Genomic DNA, 22,029 nt, shown 5'->3' with positions numbered 1-22,029 from the left:
TGTCGATGTAGAACTATAATATACAAAAATCAGGAGGTAATTATATGGTAATATATATAAATTATACGACAGAACACCCTAATAACTTTGACTAATTACTAAACCTATATGAATCTTTATGATGGAATTCACTTAAATTAACAAGTAATGATTTGGAACGAATGTGCAATCAAAGTTGATATGCCATTTACGCATTTGATGAAAAATAATTAGTGGGTATGGGACGTGTTATTTCAGATGGTGTAATTACTGGAGTAGTTTGGGGAATATGCGTTCTACCAAGCTATCTGTCCGAAGGAATCGCCGCCATGTACAAATCGCGCTGGGCAATTGAATCATTTTTCCGCTGGATTTAGCTGAATTTGAACGTTCCCGTATTGTTTGGCACAACATCCAATGCATTGTTCAATCAGTTATTCACAGCTATAATTGCCTATGCTTTGCTGAAATTTCTTCGTGCACAAGGCTAAAAGACAAAACAAACGCTTGTCATTTGCAGGTTTCACACGCCTGTTTCTTTGTGAAGCCTTGTCAATTGAGTGGCAAATTAGTTTGAAAGAAACACTTGAATTCTACAGGTCGATAAATCAAGAAACTGTATTACTTTGGTTAATCAACATACGTGTTAATTTATAGTATAATGATTACTTGAAATAATGCGGTGGAAAACAGGGAAAACAGGGAAAAGAGGGAACCGATGCCTACTATACTAGTTGCTGACGACGATGCGAACATTCGCGAACTCGTCTGTTTATTTCTACGCAACGACGGATTCGCAACAGCTGAAGCAGCGGACGGCAAGGAAGCACTGGCCGTCTACATCTCAACGAATGTCGATCTTGTCGTACTTGACATTATGATGCCGATTATGGATGGTTGGACGTTAAGCAAGGAGCTCCGAAGAGCCAATCCTGATCTACCTTTACTTATGCTGACTGCGAGAGGAGAAACATGGGAGAAAGTGAAAGGTTTCGAACTTGGGACGGACGATTATTTAACCAAACCATTCGATCCGTTAGAGTTGACGGTTCGTGTTAGGGCACTACTCAAACGATACAAGATTGGCTCCACGCAGAAGATCCATTTCGGGAACGTCATCCTTGATCGACAGACCTATAAGGTGATGAACGGGACGGAGTCGCTTAAGTTGCCGCTAAAGGAGTTCGAATTGCTGTATAAGCTCGCTGGAACACCCGGACAAGTCTATACGCGCGTGCAGTTGATCGATCAGATTTGGGGTATCGATTACGCCGGAGATGATCGAACGGTAGACGTACATATTAAACGGCTGCGTGAACGGTTCGCGACAACACCCGATTTTCGGATCGAAACGGTGCGCGGGCTTGGGTATCGGCTTGAGGTTTATGAATGATCAGATCCTTATATATACGTGTTGTCCTGACATTTTTAGTCTCCATCATCGGGGGCACGATCATTTCTTTTTTGGTGTCAACTTGGATATTCGAAGATAAATTGAACGAAAACGCTCAAATCAACTTACGTAACTTTGGCCAAGACATCGTCCGGATTTACAAGACCTTTCCGTTACGTGAAGCGGACTTGTTCGTAAGTGAAATGAAGCAGCTCGATTCTTATTATATTCGAATTTACGAAGCAACGGGTCAGTTCAAGTCTTACGGTAAACTTCACGGACACAAACCTGCGCCTGTGACGATGGAGCAACTAAAGAAAGTATTAGATGGAGGTGTTGTTCAGGACACTCCTAATGGTATTGCCACGGTCCTCTTAGGGTTGCCGTTGAAAACGGAAATGGGAACGAAAGCGATATTTTTGGAAGCGCTCGCCCCTCCTTCAGCCTCTTTTGTCACAAAATGGGCATTGGTCTTTGCAACATGTTCGTTGATTGCAGGAAGCTTATTGATTCTAGTTGCCTCTGTATTCCTGGTAAGACCGATAAAAAAGCTGACAAAAGCGACCAAGCGGATAGCATCTGGAGATTTCAACGTCAAGTTGAATATTAAGCAAACGAGTGAGCTGGGTACTTTGGCTCGCAGCTTCGAAGAAATGATGCACGATCTGCAGCAACTTGAGCAGATGCGCAGGGAATTCGTAACGAACGTGTCGCACGAGGTTCAGTCTCCGCTCACTTCGATATCCGGTTATGCCCTAGTGCTTAAGCAAGTTGACCTTTCAGAATACGAACGAAGCCGTTATCTTGATATTATCATCGCTGAAGCGAAAAGGATGTCCAAAATGAGCGATAACCTGCTAAAGCTGAGTTTTCTTGAATCGCAGTCAAAGCAACTGCGGCTCGTCACGCTCAGCCTCGATGAACAAATCCGACGGATAATCGTGGCGCTCCAGCCACAATGGTCTGCTCGCGATATACATTTCGAGCTTGATTTACAGACAGTTAAAGTAACGGCTGATCATGACCTGTTAAATCAGGTATGGACGAATATCCTCAGAAATAGCATCAAATTTTCCGAGGATGCCGGCGTGATTAACGTAAGCATCAAACAAGATATCAAAAACGTGACAATCCTAATATCCGACACTGGTATTGGTATTCACCTTGACGACCAGAAGCGTATATTCGAGCGTTTTTTTAAGGCCGATCGTTCCCACAGTCGTAAGTATGACGGAAGTGGTATGGGACTCGCTATCGTTAAACAGATCGTGTCGCTTCATCAAGGTGACATCCGAGTGAAAAGTGAACCTGGTCAAGGAACGACCTTCATTGTCACCTTGCCAATCACTACACCAACAGATTAGTTAGATTCATTCTCTATGCTACGACTCATATGCAAGCTTACTTGCATATAGAGCCGTAGCATTTTTTTTGGCAGTTCATATTCAGTTCATATTGTCGTCATGGTGAGTACATCTTCATTGGTTAAGTTTTCATTACAGGCACATGAAGGAAGGCAAACAGATCAGGACAGGAGAAGATGACAGTGACACAACAAGAGGAAAAGAAAACGCTGAGTGGAATGAAAATAAAGAAAGTGCGAAACATCTTACTTAAAATCATAGGAGCAATCGTTCTAGCCATTGTACTTTTTTTAGGTATTGTTTATATCGCAAATGTGATGAGTAGTCATTCGGAGCAAAAACGAATAGTGCCCTACGGGCAGCACGTATCTGTAGACGGGAGAAACATGAATGTGTTAATTCAAGGCGAGGGCGAGGAAACGATCGTGCTCCTGCCTGGTTATGGAACAGCTACTCCAGGGCTTGATTTTAAGCTTCTTATCGATGAATTATCTCCATTTTACAAAGTTGTTGCGGTAGAGCCTTTCGGTTATGGATTAAGTGATGAAACTGTAAAAGAGCGAACCACGGAGAATATGGTAAGTGAAGTTCATGAAGCTCTACAGCAGCTTAATATTAACAGATACATGCTCATGGGCCACTCCATTACAGGCATTTATGGAATTGATTATGTGAACAAATATCCAAACGAGGTGACTGCATTTGTCGGAATCGATAGCAGTGTTGCAACACAACCGGGTATGGATAACAATTTCCCATTAAAAACGTTTGCATATCTCAAAAAATCAGGTCTCTTAAGATTGGCTATGAAAATCAGTGCTGACCCCTATGCTGGACTGGCATTTGATGAAAAAACCGTAGAGCAAATGAAAATGATTTCGAATAAAAACATGTATAATGACACAACCTTGAATGAGATGGACCATATTTCGTCTAATTTTAAAGGGGCTCAAGGTTTAATCTTCCCTAAATATCTTCCACTTCTTCTCTTTGTACAAGCGAATAATGAAGGTGTAGCAGGATGGATACCTCTGCATGAAGGGCAGATCAAAGACTCGGTACATGGAAAAGTAGTAACCATGGATGGATCACATTATTTACACCATACCAAATTCAAAGAAATCGCTGAAAACGTTAGACTATTTATGAAAGAAGTAAAGTAAGTGTTCAGAGAAAGGTTCATCCGTTATTTTATGCATTTGTCTACAGTCTGCAAGACCATCATTTCGATGGTCTTTTTTATGTCCAAACAGTTGTATATTTCCAAACCAAGATTATACTTTCGCCTGAAAGACATTGGGTTTCAGTTTCATATTAACTAACGAGGCAGGTGTGCGGCCGAGCCTAGGTCGTATCATATAACGGGTGGGATTCCCGTCGAGTAAGAACTAGCCATTCGCTCGTAGCGAGTCTTGGAGGGCTAAAGGTAACTTTAGTCTTTAAGCGTAGACAGTTAGGTGGCGGATTTGCTTTACTGATCGTTCTATTCATCCTGTTAATCATTATAGGATGTAGTTGTTGGGGTGGCGGTAGCGGCGGATTCGGTTACTAAGAAAAGGGGCACTCATAAGAGTGTCTTTTTTCTCAATATAAGAACTCTAAGAATATGATATTATTTTAATGCAAATTCCCTTTTGTGCAATGAGATAGTAATGCCCAACAAAAAACCCACCTATTTCCGTAGGTGGGCCTTATCTTTATTACACAATATCAAAGTATACTCTTTTTTTTCCGTAAATTTTATGTAATTATACATATTTGTAAAAATTACATAAAATAAATATTACATGTAGTAAAATATAAATTGTGGACACGTTCTATAAAGCTGATTCTCCAATTAGAAGGCGTAACACATCTCAACCATATAGGTGTGGTGTGGCGTTGCTTTAATCTAGCCAAACAAACGATCTCGATTCTCTTGTATTTGTACACTAACAATCTGTTGAAAATAAATGATTCTGTTTTATAGGACGTGTTTACTTAATGTCCAATACATATTATTAAATTAAAGTGGTTCAAGTCGGAGGAAGGCACCGGCACCTTAGGGTGTCTTTTCTTTATGGGGTCTCACCACATCGCCATCAACTAAAAAAATATATAAAACCCCCAAAAAGGAATTTTATATATTTTCAATTTGAAGAGATCAATTTTCTCGTTTGAGGTATTTGTTTACCTTATCATGAGGACAATAAAGTGTTTTATACTATATTTTTTGAAAAATCAGTAAATTATTTGATGAATTAATAAGTTACTATTAATCTATAAATAGTAACAGTGCAGTAATCCAAAAGAAAAATGCTCAAATCGATAAATAGGGGAGGATCCTAGATGAAGGTAAATCAGAATATTGTTTTAAAAATTATTGGGTTAGAATTTTTATTAATGATTTTTTACACGCTTAACGGGGCCTATCAAACTATTACTAAGCCATCCAGTCCAGTATTACAATTTATTGGACTTGTTCCTTTAGCAGTGGGAATTTTAATATATTTAACGATAAAAAACAAGTGGAAATTCTATTTCTTTGATATTAAGTTAAGTAATTCAATGAAGAATACCATTTTATTAAATTCCCCATTAGTGCTTGTTCTATTAGTAATACTACTTGGTAATAAAGGATTAAACACAACATCAGTATCTGACTTATTTTTTATGTTTATCATGCAATTTTTTGTTGTTGCATTTATTGAGGAAATCTTTTTTCGTGGATTTATGCTCAAAATGTTGTTTTCAAAGGGGATAAAAAAATCAGTTTTGATTTCAAGTTTTTTGTTTGGTATCACCCATTTATTACAACTAATTGGTGGGCAGTCTATTGAAGATACCATTTTACAAATCATATATGCATTTTTAGTTGGACTTGTTCTGTCATTACTTATCGTAAATAAGCAATCAATTATTATCACCATTACTTTCCACACTTTTAATAATTTCTTTAATTTTATGGGGAATGTTCAAGCCTCGTCGCTTTTTGCATATATTATTATTGCAATTTTATTCTTCTACACCATATATTTATGGAAACGTGCTAATAAAAAAGAGTGTATTCGACAGGAAATAAATATAGCAGTTTGAGTTGTGATATTACCTTTTCAGTATAGAGGGCAGCCTGGTACCGCAATATTACCTTTAAAGGGGCTTGCTGCATGCTCATCAACTTAAGAGATTAATTGTTCCACTAAAATGAAAAAATACGTTATTCTTTCTGTAGAATCATAGGAAAGGATGGCGTTTTTTTCATTCTAGGGGGGCATTTCTTTTTATTAGCTTGATAGCGATGTGGCGGTACCCCATTAATAGAAAACTACTGCAAGAGTTATAGTTTTATGTTTTTATTTCCCTTTTGGCATTTATCTTTTAATCAGATGAATGCTTTTTTTAGTACATAATAAAAAAATAACCAGAAAAACTGTCACAAAATCCGTTTTTCTGGTTTCTCTATAATACAGGCATCAAATTGAAAGTGAGGTTTAGACTAACATGTTAACCATAAAAAATGAAGAAAGTCATGCTTCTGATATGCCTTTTGAAGATTTATTTAAGTAGTACTATGCTTATGCTGTGAAACAGATTATATGGATTGTTAAAGATCAATCTATCGCTGAAGAGTTAGCACAAGAAGTATTTTTACAATTATATCGTAGCGACTGGAAAGTAATTGAAAACATACCTGGATGGTTGATTAAATCTTCTACTTATGTAGCTTATAACCATTTGCGATCTGAAAAAAGGCAACAAGCGAAGATTGATAAAGAAATACAATACCATGAAGTACAAAATGTTTCATCATTAGACGATGATTGGATAAGAAAAGAGGAAATTACAAAGGTACAAACGATACTAAATAAAATGAATGATCGAGAACGAACCCTTTTACTAATGAAATTCTCTGGTTTTCAATATAAAGAAATTGCAGAAATACTTCAAATTGAAATATCTTCTATTGGAACATTATTGGTCCGAGCCAAAATGAAATTTCGCAAGATTTATAAACAAATGGAGGAGGCATAACAAATGAAATGTTATGATATCGGATTTATTCAAACATATATTGATGGAGAACTTTCTCATGATATAAGAAAGGAATTCACAAAGCACCTAGATACATGTGAAGCATGCCAAGATTTATTAGTAGAAATCAGCAAATTAAATCAATGGGAAAACGTAATGCTAGATGAAGAATCTGCAAATTCACCACAAGAAATCAAAATTGATATAGAACAAGCATGGAAAACATTTGAAAGTCGTTCCAAGCTAGACAATGTTTCTAATATAAATCACAAAAAACAACAAAAGAAGAGACTCTTTACAAACATGAGTAAAAAATCAAAACGTTTCATGTATACAGCAGTAGCTGCAGCAGCACTTTTCACAACAGCGATGATTCCACAAGTACAAGTAGCGGCTACAAATGTTGCCTCATATTTTTCTGATGCAATTACAAATGATAAAGTTGTAAATGAAGGAATACAAGATGAAAATGGTGTCACACAAGATATGATGAAGAATGGTAAATATATTCCTATTGATGAAAAAATTACAGATCAAGGTATTACTGTACATTTCAAAGAATTATATATCGCAGATTCACGTATATCAGTTCATTATAGAATGGAAAAAGCTGACGGAAGTTTAGTACCATTTGAATTTGATACATCAGGATTAGAGCTCGAAAGTGATGGTAAAATTAATGGGCAACAAGAGGAAAACCCTGAGATTAAACATGAAGGGAGACTATCATTTATCCATGATTCAGATGACCGTCTTCCTTTTGAACTTATGGCAGCAGGTAAAAAATTAAATGATGTAGGCATTCGTGATAATGATAAACCCGAAGGTGTTGCTACATTTGTTATAGTTACTGGAGGAAAAGACGATTTTAAACAGCCCCTTACTTTAGATGTAAATATAAATAGAATTGGAAAAGTAATTGGATCTTGGAAAGGTGAAATTCAAATTGATACTTCACATCTGAAAAATAATACTAATTAAAATGAAAAAAAGAATAGAACAATATGTATCTAATGCTCAGTTTATATGTTTTCTTGTTTTCGTTACATTTATTTCTTATATAGTTTTTACTGTATCTTTTATTTATGATTTAAGTTTATAACCTTAAATCAATCATTTAAGACCATTACAAGAAAAACCTCCCTAAAAAAATAGGGAAATAAATAACCGGTCCCTTAACGTATAAGGAATCGGTTATTTTGTATCTAAAATATGTCTAAACTTACAATTTTCTTTTTTGATATGGTGCCCCTATAGAGAAAGAATTTTTTCGTTTAGGGGGTACTATGGAATTTTAGTTTAATAGCGATAATAAATTAAAGAAATGATTGACCTTAGTTATAAAAAATTAATATATATAACAATAAAACCATCAATTTGAACAATCTTTTTTCAAATTGATGGTTTTTATTTTTGAAAAAATAACTATTTTATAACAAATATTTTTTTGACCCCCATAAAATTATTTGTTCCTTCGAATATATATAAGTAGAAGAAAACAAATGAAAGAAAAAGCTAAAATTACCAAAAATATAGCGAAGAGTTATTCAAAGATTGCAGCTAAAATAGAAAAAGAGTAAGAAGAACAAGTGGTATTGCAAAAGAAAATAATAAAGCAGTATAAAATACAGAATTCACTCTAGCGCAAGTAGAAAAAATAGTCATCTAAAAAGTCGGTCGTGAAAAATATGAACAACAGCAAGAAGACAAGCCAAAAGAAAAGTACTAAGAAAATGTGGTTAAATGGTCACTTGTTTAGTGACCATTCTGCTGCTTGAAGCAGAAGGAGGCAGGGAGATTACTAGTGTTGAGTTTAGTAATGAAGATCTTAAAAAAAGCGGAAATAGAAGATATCGTATTTAACATACAAAACAACGGAGGAGATAAGGAAGCTTTTATCGTACAGTATCAGCCTTTTATTAGAAAATCAATCTCGTCTGTCTGTCGCCGATATATTACAGAACAGGATGATGAATATAGCATTGGGTTGTTTGCGTTTAACGAAGCAATTGAACAGTATTCATATAAAAAAGGAAAGTCTTTTCTAGCGTTTGCTGATCTTCTTATAAAAAGAGATGTAATTGACTATATACGCAAGGAGTCTAAGCATAATCGTGTCTTTTTAAAAGAAGATAAGCAAGAGGAAATGATAGAAATGCAAGTATCGCTTACGGAGTATATGAAAGAGATGGAAAATAGTAACCGTAAGGAGGAAATTCTTCATTTTCAAAGTGTACTAGCTGAGTTTAAAATCACATTTTCAGAGCTTGCTAAGGAATCTCCTAAGCATCGTGATACGCGTGAGCACTTAATAGAAATTGTAAAGATTATTATAAAAGACGAGAAAATGATGGCAGAGCTGTTCCGAAAGAAAAAGTTACCGCTGAAACATATTGAACCGCGTGTTAGGGTAAGTCGTAAAACGCTGGAGCGACATAGAAAATACATTATTGCAATGTGTATTATCTTTGCAAACAACTATACATATATTCTTGATTATATAAGAGGGGAGAAGCACGATGAATAAAGGAATTGTGATGGATATAAAAAAACATAGCGTAGTTGTTTTAACTCCAGATGGAGAGTTTATTACGTTTAAAAGAAAAGTACACTCTTACATGATTGGAGAGGAAATCTCGTTAAATGAACAAAAGCAAAGAGCACCGCGTTTTTCAATCTCTACTTTCTTAAAGCCTGCATCATTACTTGTTGCTTGTTTTCTATGTGTGTTGCTGTTTTTCTACAACCAACCGGAAGAAAAAGTATTTGCTTATGTCTCAGTTGATATAAATCCAAGTTTAGAGGTGAGCGTAACAAAGGATCTTCGTGTGATAGATTTGCGAGCTTGTAATGATGATGGAAGGCGTATTTTAAATGAAATGAAGCGATGGGAAAATAAATACCTGCAAGACGTAATACGTACTATTATAAAGCAGAGTCAAGAGGATAAATACTTAACGAATGATAAGCAAGTTATGCTAACAGCTGTTACAAAGGACAAGTCGCTAGAACCACAGTTGGAAAAGGCTATGCAAGAATTAAAGAAAGAGTATGAGACAAAACATGTTACAGTCGTATATCAAAACAGTACGATGCAAATGCGAGAGAATGCCAAGAAAGCAGGAGTTGGCACAGGTGTTTATATAAAGCAAGAGAATGAAAAGCAGAAATCACTTACTCCTCCTGCACCGCCGTCTAATCAAGAGGAGCGCGATGAGGAGATACATTCGCAAGCAAAGTCATCTCCTGACGCATCATCGGATTCGTCTCCTGTAAAAGAAGAAAGATACGAGAAGCAAGAGCGTATAGAACAAAAGCAGTCCAAGGAACAGCAACCTAAGCAAATAAAAGAAAATAATGGACATCAGCAAGAAAATAATGGTAGAGGGTCTCAGCAAGGAAATAATGGACACCAGCAAGAGAACAACGGTAGAGGATCTCAGCAAGGAAATAATGGACATCAGCAAGAAAACAACGGTAGAGGGTCTCAGCAAGGAAATAATGAACATCAGCAAGAGAATAACGGTAGAGGATCTCAGCAAGGAAATAATGGACATCAGCAAGAAAATAACGGTAGAGGATCTCAGCAAGGAAATAATGGACATCAGCAAGAAAATAACGGTAGAGGATCTCAGCAAGGAAATAATGGACACCAGCAAGAAAATAACGGTAGAGGGTCTCAGCAAGGAAATAATGAACATCAGCAAGAAAACAACGGTAGAGGATCTCAGCAAGGAAATAATGGAAATCAGCAAGAGAACAACGGTAGAGGATCTCAGCAAGGAAATAATGGAAATCAGCAAGGGAACAACGGCAGAGGGTCTCAACAAGGAAATAATGAACATCAGCGAGAAAACAACGGTAGGGTGTCTCAGTAAGAAAATAACGGGCCTAATAATGAGGGGAAAAACATTCCTGCCACACAGCATCAAGGGGATGGAAAGAAGAGTCTATAGAATATGAGAACTCGTTTCATGTTAATAAACCCCTCTAGTTTCAAACTAAATAAATTTTTATTATTTAAATTTTTTAAATGACGGACACAAAATCGTATATCCTTTCGAATTATATATATGGATATCATTGATGTTTATATAAAAGGGGAGAAAAAATATGAAACAAACAAAAGAAATGTATGAAGAAATCGCTGAAGTATTAAAGGTATTGGCGCATCCTGTCCGTTTATCCTTAGTAAAAATAATGCTTGCAAAAGGCCCTACCAATGTAACAACAATGTATGGGAATTTACAAATGCCCCAAAGTACAATTAGTCAGCATTTATCGAAACTAAAAGCTGCTAAAATCGTTACAGGTACTCGGAAAGGGTTAGAAATTTATTATGAGGTAACGGACAATCGTACAAAAGCGATATTATCAAGTTTAGTTTAAATGCTGACTTTCTTGAATTCAACAGTAAGATGAGGATAAGAACGCAATTTTGTTCCCATAATTTTTTTAGAATTTTACCGAATTTACGATACGGGAAAGCCCACGCAGGACTTTAGTCCGTCTTTAGACGTGGGATGAAAGCATCGTTTTTGCATAGCAAAACAGGGTATACTTTATTTATAGTCATGCAAAAGACTCTAAAACGACTGTTCTCTGAAAACAGAATACATATGAGGTTGGGGTAGCAAATTCTTCTACTCCGTAAAATGTATTAAGTCGTCATGCAAAAGACGTAAAAACATGTGAGAACCAACAATCTGTACGGTATGGTCACAGTACCGTAGCCCACGAACCTATATGGTCTGTTGTGGGAGTGGTGATGGCACACCGCAATCTTGCACGTCAGCGATACCAGAAATGGACTTCGTCTTTGGTAGCAAGAATCCCACTGACGTTAGTCAGTTGGCCCCTTTAGGGGTGGGAGTGTCAAATAAGAGCTATGTGTATAAGAATATGTAGTTTTCTTTCACTACAGTTAAGTCCTTTGAGAAATAAGCTTTTTTTCATTTTAGGGGTATTTTTTGTTAGCTTAATAGTGATGTGACGATACCCCTATTATAAAATTTCAGAAGAATTCTTGACATAGAAGATGTAACAAAGTTGGTAGGGGGTCTTTTAGTCATTTAACCTTTTGATCTGATGATCTTTTCCCCATTCAAATAGTTCATCCATAATTTGCATTAAGGATTTTCCATGTTCGCTTATTGTGTACTCAACCTTTGGTGGTACTTCTTGATATACAGTACGATGGATAATCCCATCAGCTTCAAGTTGCCGAAGTTGTTGTGTAAGAACTTTTTGCGTAATGTTTGGGATTTCTCGTTTTATTTCATTCGTTCGCATTTTTCCATCCATCAAAATACATAATATATGAACTTTCCATTTTCCGCCGATTACTTCGAGTGTTGTTGCGATTGGGCAATCATCATTTTGATTCATATAACACCTCCACAGGTACTTTAAGGTTCTTATAGTACCTGAAAGTACGTACTTTTCAATTATATGTGACTCATTCATACTAATACTAAAGGGTTTGAATTATTTATAAGGGGGAAGAAAATATATGAAAACACTTGTAATTGTAGCACATCCTGATATTGAAAAGTCTCGAATTAATAAAAGATGGGTAGAAGAACTTGAGAAATATTCAGATGAAATTACGGTGCATGAACTATATAAAGCGGCACCAAATTGGGAGTTTAATGTTGAAGAGGAACAAAAGCTATTAGTAGAGCACGACCGCTATATATTTCAATTTCCGTTCTACTGGTATAGCTCACCGCCATTATTAAAAAAATGGTTTGACGATGTATTAACATATGGATTTGCGTACGGATCTAAAGGGGATAAAGTGAAGGGAAAAGAATTTGGTGTAGCTATTTCTATAGGCGGGTTAGAAACAGATTATAAAAATAGTGGAATTACGATGGATGAATTGAAGAAACCATTTCACGCTACATGCTTATATACAGGAATGGAATTTATACCATCATTTTATTTATACGGTGCAGAATATGAAATCAGTGATGAAGCGATTGACAAAAGTGCACCAGAGTATGTGCAATATGTTATGAATAAGAAGTATTCTAATATATAAGGAAAAATAGCCATTTACTTGTTAAGTAGATGGCTATTTTTGTATATATACATTAAATTCACTAAGTGTAATCTTTAGTAAATTAATAGTTAATCTGGTAAAATAAAAAACCTAATATATATAAAGGGGAGTTTTACTTGAGAACGATACAACAATTATTACAAAAAAGAGCAATGCAATCACCAAATTTGGAAGCGCTTGTTGGGGGAGAGAAAAAATATTCGTTTCAACAATATAATGAACGAGTAAACCAGCTTGCACATTACTTGTTACATTGCGGTGTGCAAAGAGGAGAGCGCATAGGAATCTTATGCAAAAATAATCATCCGTTTCCAAGCGTTATGATGGCAAGCTTAAAAATTGGAGCGGTATTTATTCCGCTAAATCATCAGCTTACTGTTTATGAATTAGAAACGATTGTAAAAGAAGCAAAATTAAAAGTATTAGTTATTGATGATGAATTTAGTGAAGCTTTATTAAAAATTGAAGCAGTTAAAGAAATTCCTTATGTAATTGAGACGACAAAAGAAGGCTTTGGCTCATTCGAATTAAAATTAAAGGAACAGCCAATAACAGAACCGAACGTGGAAGTTCATGAAGATGATGATGCTATTTTCTTGTTTACTTCAGGAACGACTGGACAGGCAAAAGCATGTGTAATTGGTCATAAAAACTTACATCATTATTTTACTGAGATTGCAGGTCAAAGAGAAATTCCAGCAGGTGAACGCTTTTTATCAGTGCACCCATTGTTTCATATGAGTGGCGTGCTTTCTATTTTAAATTGTATTTATCATGGTATTACGATGGTCTTTTTAGCTGATTCGAATCCTACTCTTATTTGGGATAAGATTGAAGAAGAGAACATTACGACGATGCTTGCGTTCCCAGCTGTTTATAGTTATATGCTTGATGAACTAAATAAACAAGAGCGTAACATTTCGACTTTGAAAGTAGCACAAAGCGGGGGTACAAAAGTACCAGAAACGCTCATTCAAAAATATATGGAAAAAGGAATATATATGGTGCAAGGTTATGGTAGTACAGAAGGTTGGGTAGTAACTTCTTGGCATCCAAATATGGGAAAAGAAAAAATGTCTTCTGTAGGGAAAACACTTAAGCATGTTGAGTTGAAAATTGTTCATCCAGAAACAGGTGATGAACTAACAACAAATGAAGTTGGAGAGATTCATGTAAGAAGTCCGTACATGTTTAAAGGATATTGGAATAATGAAATGGCGACAAAGAAGGTAGTAAAAGATAATTGGTTTAACATGGGTGATGCTGGCATGATAGATGACGATGGATTTCTACATATCATGGGAAGATATAAAGACGTTATCGTACGAGGTGGTGACAACGTATATCCAGATCAAGTAGAAGACGTTATTCATGAAATAAATGGTGTTTTAGAAGTTGCAGTAGTTGGAATGCCAGATGATTTTTGGGGAGAGATTCCAACAGCTTACATTGTAAAGGACATTCAAACACTTTTAACAGAAGAAGGAATTATTCAACATTGTAAGGGGAAACTAGCAAACTATAAAATACCAGAAGTTGTATTTATGGACGAATTACCGAAAAACGCTTTAGGGAAAGTGTTGAAGAGGGAATTAAGGGAAGTTGTTATTTTAAAATAAAAAAGTTGTTAAACGATGAGGAATCCAGTTATGTAGTAAGCATAACTGGATTTTTGTTTATAAAAAACATAATGATTTACTAGATTTTGTATTTTGTGTAAGATGATAAAGAATATTCAATTAATAATTAAGGGAAGAGATATAAATGAAGCTGCCACTATTACAAGTAGAGACAGAGAGACTTATTATCCGTCCATTTCAAAAAGAGGATTATGAAAGTTGGTTAGATGGATTCAATAAGAGGTTACCATCTCAATATAAATACGATGATGGCTATCATGATATGTCGTCTTCAACAAAAGTATGGTTCACGGAATGGATAAGAGGATTTGATGAAGCGGCACATCGAGATGAAATGTACGTTTTAGGTATTTTTCGGAAAGAAGATGGTGCGAATATTGGAAAGCTAGAGCTTATTAGAATTTTGCGTATGGATTATCAATGGGCGATGATGGGATACACAATACATAATCAATACTGGAAAAATGGATACGGGATCGAAAGTGTAAAATCGACGTTACCGCTGTTTTTTAATAGTCTTCAATTTCATAGAATCGAGTTACATATACATGTTGATAATGAGCCATCCGTTCGTCTTGCAGAAAGAACCGGATTTTCCTTTGAATGTAAGAGGGAAGCATTTTCTCAGGAAAATGGTAGGTGGGTAGATTTTCTTATTTATTATAGAAATAAGGAGATGAATATATGAAGGTACTTGTTACAGGTGGGAATCGAGGATTAGGATTTCAGTTAGTAAAGGTATTTCATGAAAATGGACATATTGTTTATCCACTAGTTAGAAGTAAGGAAGCGATAGGACAATTGAATAAGGTTTTTACTTCTAGATGTTTTCCTATATTAGCAGACTTGTCAGATGATGAGAGTACTGAGCGTATTAAGGAGCAAATTGGAGAGTACACAGAGCATATTGATCTAGTTATTAATAATGCTGGAATTACTGGAAAGGAAACTGAAATTTTACGTACAAATCCAGAAGAGTTAATGGAACTATTTAACCTTCATTGTTTAGGTGTTATTCGAGCAATAAAAGGTACGTATTCAGCTTTAACTAAATCAAATCAGCCGAGAATTATAAACGTATCATCTCGTTTAGGTTCTTTACATAAAATGGCCGGAAAAGAATTTCTACAAGGGCAGTTCTCATATTCATACCGGATCGCAAAAGCTGCACAAAATATGTTAACGCTCTGTTTACAACAAGAGTTTGCGGATAAAGGAATTCGTGTAACCGCAATTCACCCTGGAAAATTAAAGACTGACATTGGTGCTTTTGATGCGAATATGACTCCTGCTGAAGGGGCTCAAAATATATATGATTGGGTAATGGATTCAAATGAGGATGTTTCGGGTAAGTTTATTGAACCGGGTGTAGGGGAGTTGAAGTGGTAATGTACGATCTTACAACTATTCAAAATATATTTGGACCTTCAAAAAAATTTCAAAAGAGGATTAGGGGATATGAGAATGAAAAAAGTAAACGTAGTCCATTATGATGCATTTAGTAATAAACCGAATATGGGGAATCCAGCAGGCATTGTATTAGAAGCAGATGGATTAGCGGAAGAGGAAATGCAACTCATTGCTGAAAAGGTTGGATTTAACGAAACAGCTTTTGTTCTTTCTTCAGAAGTGGCAGATGTAAGAATTCGCTATTTTACGCCTGGGCATGAAAATGATTTATGTGGTCATGCGACAGTAGGGACTATATATGCACTTCATGAAAGAGGGTTATTAGAAGGGAAACATAATTTAACGATTGAAACGAAGGCAGGGATTTTGCCAATACATATAGGTGCGAATAAAAATGGGGAAACTTTTATTAAAATGAGACAAGCAACACCTCGGTTTCAAATTTTTACAGGTTCCAAAGAGGCATTAGCTCACAGTATTGGTCTTGAAGTAAATGATTTAGATGAAAAATTACCGATTGTATATGGAAGTACTGGTATTTGGACTTTAATTGTACCTATTAAAAAACTTGAAGCATGTGAAATGATGAAACCTAATAATAGTGAATTTCCATCGGTACTAAAAGAAATGCCAAAGGTTGCGATTCATCCACTCTGCTTAGAGACATATGATGCAGAATCAAAAATGCACGGTCGTCATTTTTCATCACCTTATTCTGGAACGATTGAAGATCCAGTGACAGGAACAGCTTCAGGTGTAATGGGAGCGTATTATGCGACGTATTTGGAGAAAGATTTTGACCATGAACTGGAGTTAATCGTTGAGCAAGGACAGGAAATAAATAAAGATGGTCGTGTAACGGTTTATGTAACGAAAGATGTAGAAAATGAGAAGTTACAAATAGATATTGCGGGAACAGCGGTGTATGTGAAGGAGTTTGAAGTTTTAATTTAAAAGAGGAAAGCCGGTCATATAGCCGGCTCCTTTATCTGTTTAATACTTCAATATATGAAGCATCTCCAGCAGTTCTAATAGTAGAGCGGAAATTATTACTCTCTAAAGTTTCAGCGACTTGTTTTAATTGCTGTGCATCATCGTGATGAATGAGTAAACTATCTGCACCACTTTCTTCTATATGAATATGTTCAACATTTCCAATCGCTTCATGTATAGCTTTTAAAAATTCAGGTTTCATATTGTCCTCCTATATGTATGTAACGTCGTTAAATAGTATTTCCTTATTTTTGAAATATAAAAGTGGATGAGAGGAGAAATGAAATGAATATAACGCAGTTTAAAGAACATATTACATCACTTTTTGAAGAACACCTTCATAAATACGGTGAGGATGAGTATGGTTTTACTCATATTAGTAAAGAGGAATTTCAAAAAATAGGCTACACAACAAATTTGATGCTAGAAACAATTGAAGAAGCATATAGAAGCGGAGTTGATATGATACTGACACATCATGCACCGTGGAGTTTTTTATTTGGTATGGAAGAGGCTTGTATTGAGAAATTAAAACAATATGAAATGAATCATTTTTGGATTCATTTACCGTTAGATTTTGTAAAGTTTGGCACGTGTACGTCGTTATTTAATGAAATTGGGATAGATACAATACTGGAATATTCCACGTATGAGGAAGAAGAGCTACCGGGAATAGGAGAATATAAAGAAGCGATTCCCTTTTCAAACTTAGTTGGAAAACTTGAAGAGAGAATGGAAGAGAAAGTAAAGAGTTGGAAAAATCATGATAAGCCAGTAAAACGGATTGCGATATTAACAGGTGCAGGAAACAATACAAATCTTATTGAGCGTGCACTAGAAAAAGGTTGTGATACGTACATTACGGGAGAAAAAACATTATATACAGTGCAACATGCGAAATTTAAAGGCATTAACTTAATTGTAGGTAGTCACATATTTACAGAAGTATTTGGGGTAGAAAGTTTAGCTCGTAAATTAAAAGAAAGAGACTCTGCAATAGAAATTACTAGATTAAATGAAGAGCATTTTGAGTGAGGAAATAGTCATAGGCTTATATTTACGTATAGATACGTGTTTAAGACATCACCCAAAAGATTTAGAAGATTACTTAGAAGCTTGGCGTTATTGGATGGGCGAAATTGAGATGACTTTATAGCACAAATATTGGGGGGAGATAGTGAAATGAATATTTCAGAAGCAAAAAGAGATTTAGCACAAAAAACGAAGAGGGGATTTCCTGTTATACTAGCTGGTTTTTTGTTTTGGAGTATAGCGAGCATAACTGGTGTTTTTCTTTCAGAAAAGCAAGTTGTGTGGGTGTATTTAATTGGTATGGGCTGTGTGTTTCCTTTCGGCCTAATGTTAGCTGCTATATTAAAAATTGATATGTTTGCGAAAGGAAATCCGCTAGGGACTTTAGCGGGAGTAATTGGTGGGATAAATGTATTAAATATTCCGTTTGTATTACTTGCATATTTTCAATTTCCAGAGTGGTTACCTTTTGTAGTAGCGATGTTAATAGGTGTTCATTTTGTACCGTACGTATGGATTTATGAAAGTAAAAGTTATGGGTTATTATCAGTAGGAACTGTATTAATAACGTCAGTATGTGGGATTCTTTTTGCGAAAAAAGGATTTATCGTAATTCCTATGGCGGTTACAGTTGTCTACTTTATTACTCTTATAAGCTTATCAATTGAAAATAAAAAAGCAGAAAACTATCAACAAATATCGGCGTAGTTAAAAATATAAGGATAGGAGAATGACTATGAATAATTTCGTTTGTACAACGTGTGGCGTTCAGTATGCAGCGAGTGTAGAAAAACCGGTAAGCTGTCTTATTTGTGATGAGGAGAGACAATATATTAATCCGAAAGGGCAGTCTTGGACGAGTTTAGAAAACTTGCAAACGAGTGATACATATAAAAATGAAATTATAGAAGAAGAAAATGGGCTTTATAGTATTACGACAAAACCAGAATTTGCGATCGGTCAAACGGCGTTTGTAGTAAAAACAGAGTCATATCGTTTACTATGGGATTGTATTACTTACTTAGATGAAACGACAATTGAGAAGATAAAAGAGTGGGGCGGATTAGATGCCATTGCACTATCTCATCCGCATTATTATTCAACACAAGTAGAATGGGCAGAAACATTCGATGTACCAATTTATATACACGAAGACGATAAAGAGTGGGTAATGCGTCCGAGTAGTCGTATTATTTATTGGACTGGTGAGTCTTTACAATTAGCGGATGGAATTACTCTTCATCGTCTTGGAGGACATTTTAGTGGCGGTTCTGTATTACATTGGGAAGAAGGAAATGATGGGAAAGGTATTTTATTAACAGGTGATATTATTCAAGTTGTGGCGGATCAGCAGTGGGTAAGCTTTATGTATAGCTATCCAAACTTAATTCCATTACCGGCGAGAAAAGTTGAGGAAATGGCGAATCGAGTGAAACCGTTACAATTTAATCGCCTATATAATGCCTTTCACCGAGTAGTGAAAGAAAATGCAAATGAGGCAGTTGAACGTTCTGCTGAAAGATATATGAAAGCGATAGAAGGAAAGTTGTTTCATACGTAAAAGGAGAGTTAGCTTTATGAAAACGTTAGTATGCTTTGGAGATAGTATTACAGCTGATGAAATGTTTTTTGATGGAACGCCGAGATTAACACCACGTTTGCAAGAAATGTTTCCAAATTGGAAAGTGGTTAATGCAGGTGTTCCAGGTGATAATACGTTCGATGCACTACAAAGGATTGAAGAGGATGTATTATCATATGAACCAGATTTCGTAACAGTTTTTATCGGTACGAATGATTCGGTGTTATTTGATCCAGTGCCATTACAAGCATATAAAGAAAACTTAGAGAAGATTGTGAGCCGTATTTCATCAGGAAAAGTACTACTTATTAGTCCTGCGCCAGTTGATGAAGAAAGACAACATAATAGAACAAATGAAATACTTGGCCAGTATGCAGCGGAGGTAGAGGAAGTAGCAAGAAAAACAGGGAGCCATTTTCTCAATTTATATGCTGAGATGATTCAAGAAGAAAATTATAAAATATTCGTAGAAGATGAAGGAAAAGATGGATTACACTTTGGAGCAGAAGGTTATGCGTATTTAGCGAAGTTAATTTGTGAAAAGTTAAAAGGGATTCTATAAGAAGCAAAGCGTGGGCGCTTTGCTTTTTTTGTATTTCTTATAATGAATTAGCTGAATCACAGAAGTAGACAATTCCTGTACCAAATGTTTAGTACCTATAGCACTTTAAAGTACATACATTTTTAAAGTGTTAAATATAATTCATAATAGCACCATTAAGAAGAAAACAAGCTTTACGGCACTTTATAGTCTGATTATTCAAAAATTTAAATGTGGTATAAAACGATTAGGGAGGTTAAAGATATGAGTACTTCAAATATGAGTGAAATAAGTAAACAAATTTTAATAGAAGAGGAAACACTTCAATTTTCCTCTTTTACAAATGAAGATGCCTTGCAATTAGGTTTATTTATCGTTGAAACAGCAAAGCGAGAGGGAAAATTGATTGCTGTTGATATAACCAAAAATGGTGTGCAATTATTTCATTTCAAGATGACAGGGACAACTGAGGAAAATACTAAATGGATTGAGCGTAAAAAACGGGTCGTTTCACTGCATAATCATAGCTCGTATTATATGCAGATAGAAAGTGAAATAAGCGGAATTCCGTATCATGAAAAATACCGTTTAGATGGCTCGGAATATGCTGCGTTTGGTGGATCCTTTCCTATCCAAATAAAAAACGTAGGGGTTATTGGAATGATAACAGTCTCAGGATTACCACCAGAAGTAGATCATGAATTAGTTATACGAGCAGTTAAAAATCATTTAAATCAATAATAGAAGTAATTTTAATGGTTAAATAAAAAGGCAAAAATGAACATATTCCTGTTCGTTTTTGCCTTTTTATTATTTCTTTTTCGGTCTACGTACTAACTCTCCGCCGCAATTCGGGCAAACATTTTGTCTTTCCTCTGTACATGGTGCACAAAATGTACATTCATACACGCATATGTATGCTTCAGAATCGGGCTGAAGGGAATGGTCGCAAATTTGACAGTTTGTTTTCATTTCTAGTGCCATCGTAATCCTCCTTTTAGTTTGAAAATTTATAATTTAATTATAATTCATTGGATAGAAACTGTCTTTTTCAATTGAAAGGAAATCGAATCATAAAGTTATGATTTGAAATGAAAGGTGCCGGTTTATTTTAAAATTGATTATTTAGTGCAGTTGGAATATTATGAAATAGTCAAAAGACAACAGGGGGTATAGATTTTGACTAATCATAACGATCATTTAAAAGCAAACTGCGAAAAATGTTTTGGTTTATGTTGTGTAGCATTACCGTTCGCAGCTTCAGTAGATTTTGCGGTAAATAAAGATGGTGGTAAACCGTGTACCAACTTACAATCAGATTATAAATGTAGTATACATAAAGAGCTAAGAGGAAAAGGTTATAAAGGTTGTACAGTATTTGAATGTTTCGGTGCTGGGCAAAAGATTTCTCAAGTTACGTTTAAAGGGATCGATTGGCGGAAAGATGCCGAGCATGCGAGAAAAATGTATGATGCTTTTCCAGTTATGCATCAGCTTCATGAAATGCTTTGGTATTTGAATGAAGCGATTCTTTTAAAGGCGACACAATCGATTCATAAAGAACTAAGTAAAGCGATTGAAGAGACTGAGCGTCTTTCTAATTTAAGTCCAGATGAGTTAATGAAAATAAATGTTCCGGTGCACAGGGCCGGAGTTAACCTTCTACTTTTAGAAACGAGCGAATTAGTATGGAAGGAAATGAATGCTGCACGTAAGAAACGAATCAGTCACCGCGGAGCAGACCTTATGGGAGCGAATCTGAAAAAGAAAAATTTACAAGGTGCAAATTTAAGAGGAGCGTATTTAATTGCGGCTAATTTAAATGGTACAGACTTACGAGGGGCAGATCTCATTGGAGCAGATTTGCGAGATGCAGATATTAGAGGAGCAGATTTTACAAATAGTATTTTTCTTACGCAAGTTCAAATTAATGCGGCGAGAGGGGATAAATATACGAAATTGCCGGAATTGTTGTCCCGTCCAGCTCATTGGAGTGCGTAAAGAGTATGGAGTGAAA

The 22,029-nt window shown here is 35.6% G+C and carries 22 protein-coding genes and 4 pseudogenes; 23 read left to right on the top strand and 3 right to left on the bottom strand.

Features of this window, described 5'->3' with window-relative positions:
* Nucleotides 1–44: 44 nt before the first annotated feature.
* The 11 genes and pseudogenes from FT637_RS29970 to FT637_RS19865 form a co-directional block, all read left to right on the top strand.
* Nucleotides 45–302, top strand: a pseudogene (locus FT637_RS29970) (GNAT family N-acetyltransferase); the annotation flags it as partial.
* Nucleotides 303–697: 395 nt separating this feature from the next.
* Nucleotides 698–1,372, top strand: coding sequence for a response regulator transcription factor (locus FT637_RS19910; protein WP_002084315.1), 675 nt, complete (start codon nucleotides 698–700; stop codon nucleotides 1,370–1,372).
* A complete protein-coding gene (locus FT637_RS19905; protein WP_078181931.1) occupies nucleotides 1,369–2,736 on the top strand; it encodes a sensor histidine kinase in 1,368 nt (455 codons plus the stop codon). The genes FT637_RS19910 and FT637_RS19905 overlap by 4 nt, the downstream gene beginning before the upstream one ends.
* Before the next feature lie 182 nt (nucleotides 2,737–2,918).
* Nucleotides 2,919–3,899 (top strand): alpha/beta hydrolase, encoded by a 981-nt coding sequence (locus tag FT637_RS19900; RefSeq protein WP_193647772.1) that lies wholly within the window; start codon nucleotides 2,919–2,921, stop codon nucleotides 3,897–3,899.
* Nucleotides 3,900–4,192: 293 nt separating this feature from the next.
* Nucleotides 4,193–4,288: pseudogene (locus tag FT637_RS19895) on the top strand (YjcZ family sporulation protein); the annotation flags it as partial.
* A gap of 776 nt (nucleotides 4,289–5,064) precedes the next feature.
* A complete protein-coding gene (locus tag FT637_RS19890) occupies nucleotides 5,065–5,811 on the top strand; it encodes a CPBP family intramembrane glutamic endopeptidase (protein WP_193647771.1) in 747 nt (248 codons plus the stop codon).
* A 405-nt stretch (nucleotides 5,812–6,216) separates the two neighbouring features.
* Nucleotides 6,217–6,747, top strand: a pseudogene (locus FT637_RS19885) (RNA polymerase sigma factor SigX).
* A 3-nt stretch (nucleotides 6,748–6,750) separates the two neighbouring features.
* Nucleotides 6,751–7,728 carry a DUF4179 domain-containing protein gene (locus FT637_RS19880; RefSeq protein ID WP_193647770.1) on the top strand — a complete coding sequence of 326 codons (978 nt, stop codon included), beginning with the start codon at nucleotides 6,751–6,753 and terminating at the stop codon, nucleotides 7,726–7,728.
* 823 nt (nucleotides 7,729–8,551) lie between these two features.
* Entirely contained in the window at nucleotides 8,552–9,274 is a 723-nt protein-coding gene (gene sigI, locus FT637_RS19875; RefSeq protein ID WP_193647769.1) for an RNA polymerase sigma factor SigI, read from the top strand.
* Entirely contained in the window at nucleotides 9,267–10,625 is a 1,359-nt protein-coding gene (locus FT637_RS19870) for an anti-sigma factor domain-containing protein (RefSeq protein WP_193647768.1), read from the top strand. Before sigI ends, FT637_RS19870 begins: the two co-directional genes overlap by 8 nt.
* A gap of 235 nt (nucleotides 10,626–10,860) precedes the next feature.
* A complete protein-coding gene (locus FT637_RS19865; RefSeq protein ID WP_193647767.1) occupies nucleotides 10,861–11,136 on the top strand; it encodes an ArsR/SmtB family transcription factor in 276 nt (91 codons plus the stop codon).
* A 675-nt stretch (nucleotides 11,137–11,811) separates the two neighbouring features.
* Here the strand turns inward: FT637_RS19865 and FT637_RS19860 are convergent.
* The gene (locus tag FT637_RS19860) at nucleotides 11,812–12,135 is read right to left on the bottom strand and encodes a winged helix-turn-helix transcriptional regulator (protein WP_193647766.1); all 324 of its coding nucleotides are present in this window, start codon (nucleotides 12,133–12,135) and stop codon (nucleotides 11,812–11,814) included.
* A 124-nt stretch (nucleotides 12,136–12,259) separates the two neighbouring features.
* Between FT637_RS19860 and FT637_RS19855 the strand changes: the two genes are divergently transcribed.
* From FT637_RS19855 to FT637_RS19835, 5 genes are all read left to right on the top strand, one after another.
* A complete protein-coding gene (locus FT637_RS19855) occupies nucleotides 12,260–12,793 on the top strand; it encodes an NAD(P)H-dependent oxidoreductase (protein WP_193647765.1) in 534 nt (177 codons plus the stop codon).
* 137 nt (nucleotides 12,794–12,930) lie between these two features.
* Entirely contained in the window at nucleotides 12,931–14,433 is a 1,503-nt protein-coding gene (locus FT637_RS19850; RefSeq protein WP_193647764.1) for a class I adenylate-forming enzyme family protein, read from the top strand.
* Between the two features lie 145 nt (nucleotides 14,434–14,578).
* Nucleotides 14,579–15,142, top strand: a complete 564-nt coding sequence (locus tag FT637_RS19845) for a GNAT family N-acetyltransferase (RefSeq protein WP_193647763.1) — start codon at nucleotides 14,579–14,581, stop codon at nucleotides 15,140–15,142.
* The gene (locus FT637_RS19840; protein WP_193647762.1) at nucleotides 15,139–15,843 is read left to right on the top strand and encodes an SDR family NAD(P)-dependent oxidoreductase; all 705 of its coding nucleotides are present in this window, start codon (nucleotides 15,139–15,141) and stop codon (nucleotides 15,841–15,843) included. Before FT637_RS19845 ends, FT637_RS19840 begins: the two co-directional genes overlap by 4 nt.
* 75 nt (nucleotides 15,844–15,918) lie before the next feature.
* Nucleotides 15,919–16,818: a PhzF family phenazine biosynthesis isomerase gene (locus FT637_RS19835; RefSeq protein WP_193647761.1), complete on the top strand. Its 900-nt coding sequence runs from the start codon at nucleotides 15,919–15,921 to the stop codon at nucleotides 16,816–16,818.
* A gap of 31 nt (nucleotides 16,819–16,849) precedes the next feature.
* On the opposite strand, the gene FT637_RS19830 is transcribed toward FT637_RS19835, so the two are convergent.
* A complete protein-coding gene (locus tag FT637_RS19830) occupies nucleotides 16,850–17,059 on the bottom strand; it encodes a hypothetical protein (protein ID WP_105587329.1) in 210 nt (69 codons plus the stop codon).
* An 83-nt stretch (nucleotides 17,060–17,142) separates the two neighbouring features.
* Between FT637_RS19830 and FT637_RS19825 the strand changes: the two genes are divergently transcribed.
* The 6 genes and pseudogenes from FT637_RS19825 (at nucleotide 17,143) to FT637_RS19800 (ending at nucleotide 20,753) form a co-directional block, all read left to right on the top strand.
* Nucleotides 17,143–17,892, top strand: a complete 750-nt coding sequence (locus tag FT637_RS19825; protein WP_193647760.1) for a Nif3-like dinuclear metal center hexameric protein — start codon at nucleotides 17,143–17,145, stop codon at nucleotides 17,890–17,892.
* Nucleotides 17,885–18,013, top strand: a pseudogene (locus tag FT637_RS19820) (aminoglycoside phosphotransferase); the annotation flags it as partial. The gene FT637_RS19825 and the pseudogene FT637_RS19820, both read left to right, overlap by 8 nt.
* A gap of 26 nt (nucleotides 18,014–18,039) precedes the next feature.
* Nucleotides 18,040–18,597 (top strand): DUF7010 family protein, encoded by a 558-nt coding sequence (locus FT637_RS19815; RefSeq protein WP_193647759.1) that lies wholly within the window; start codon nucleotides 18,040–18,042, stop codon nucleotides 18,595–18,597.
* 28 nt (nucleotides 18,598–18,625) lie between these two features.
* On the top strand, nucleotides 18,626–19,450 hold the full coding sequence (locus FT637_RS19810) for an MBL fold metallo-hydrolase (protein ID WP_193647758.1): 825 nt from the start codon (nucleotides 18,626–18,628) through the stop codon (nucleotides 19,448–19,450).
* A gap of 16 nt (nucleotides 19,451–19,466) precedes the next feature.
* Nucleotides 19,467–20,033, top strand: a complete 567-nt coding sequence (locus tag FT637_RS19805; RefSeq protein ID WP_193647757.1) for an SGNH/GDSL hydrolase family protein — start codon at nucleotides 19,467–19,469, stop codon at nucleotides 20,031–20,033.
* Nucleotides 20,034–20,276: 243 nt separating this feature from the next.
* On the top strand, nucleotides 20,277–20,753 hold the full coding sequence (locus FT637_RS19800) for a heme-degrading domain-containing protein (protein WP_193647756.1): 477 nt from the start codon (nucleotides 20,277–20,279) through the stop codon (nucleotides 20,751–20,753).
* 69 nt (nucleotides 20,754–20,822) lie between these two features.
* Here the strand turns inward: FT637_RS19800 and FT637_RS19795 are convergent, their stop codons facing one another.
* A complete protein-coding gene (locus FT637_RS19795; protein WP_001162783.1) occupies nucleotides 20,823–20,996 on the bottom strand; it encodes a DUF1272 domain-containing protein in 174 nt (57 codons plus the stop codon).
* A 195-nt stretch (nucleotides 20,997–21,191) separates the two neighbouring features.
* On the opposite strand from FT637_RS19795, the gene FT637_RS19790 reads away from it, so the two are divergent.
* Complete coding sequence (locus FT637_RS19790) at nucleotides 21,192–22,013, top strand: pentapeptide repeat-containing protein (protein WP_193647755.1); 822 nt, start codon at nucleotides 21,192–21,194, stop codon at nucleotides 22,011–22,013.
* Nucleotides 22,014–22,029 lie beyond the last annotated feature (16 nt).

Origin of the sequence: Bacillus cereus (assembly GCF_015071065.1) — a bacterium.
Classification (GTDB): Bacteria; Bacillota; Bacilli; order Bacillales; family Bacillaceae_G; genus Bacillus_A; species Bacillus_A cereus_BA.
This window is presented reverse-complemented; position numbering and strand designations above follow the sequence as displayed.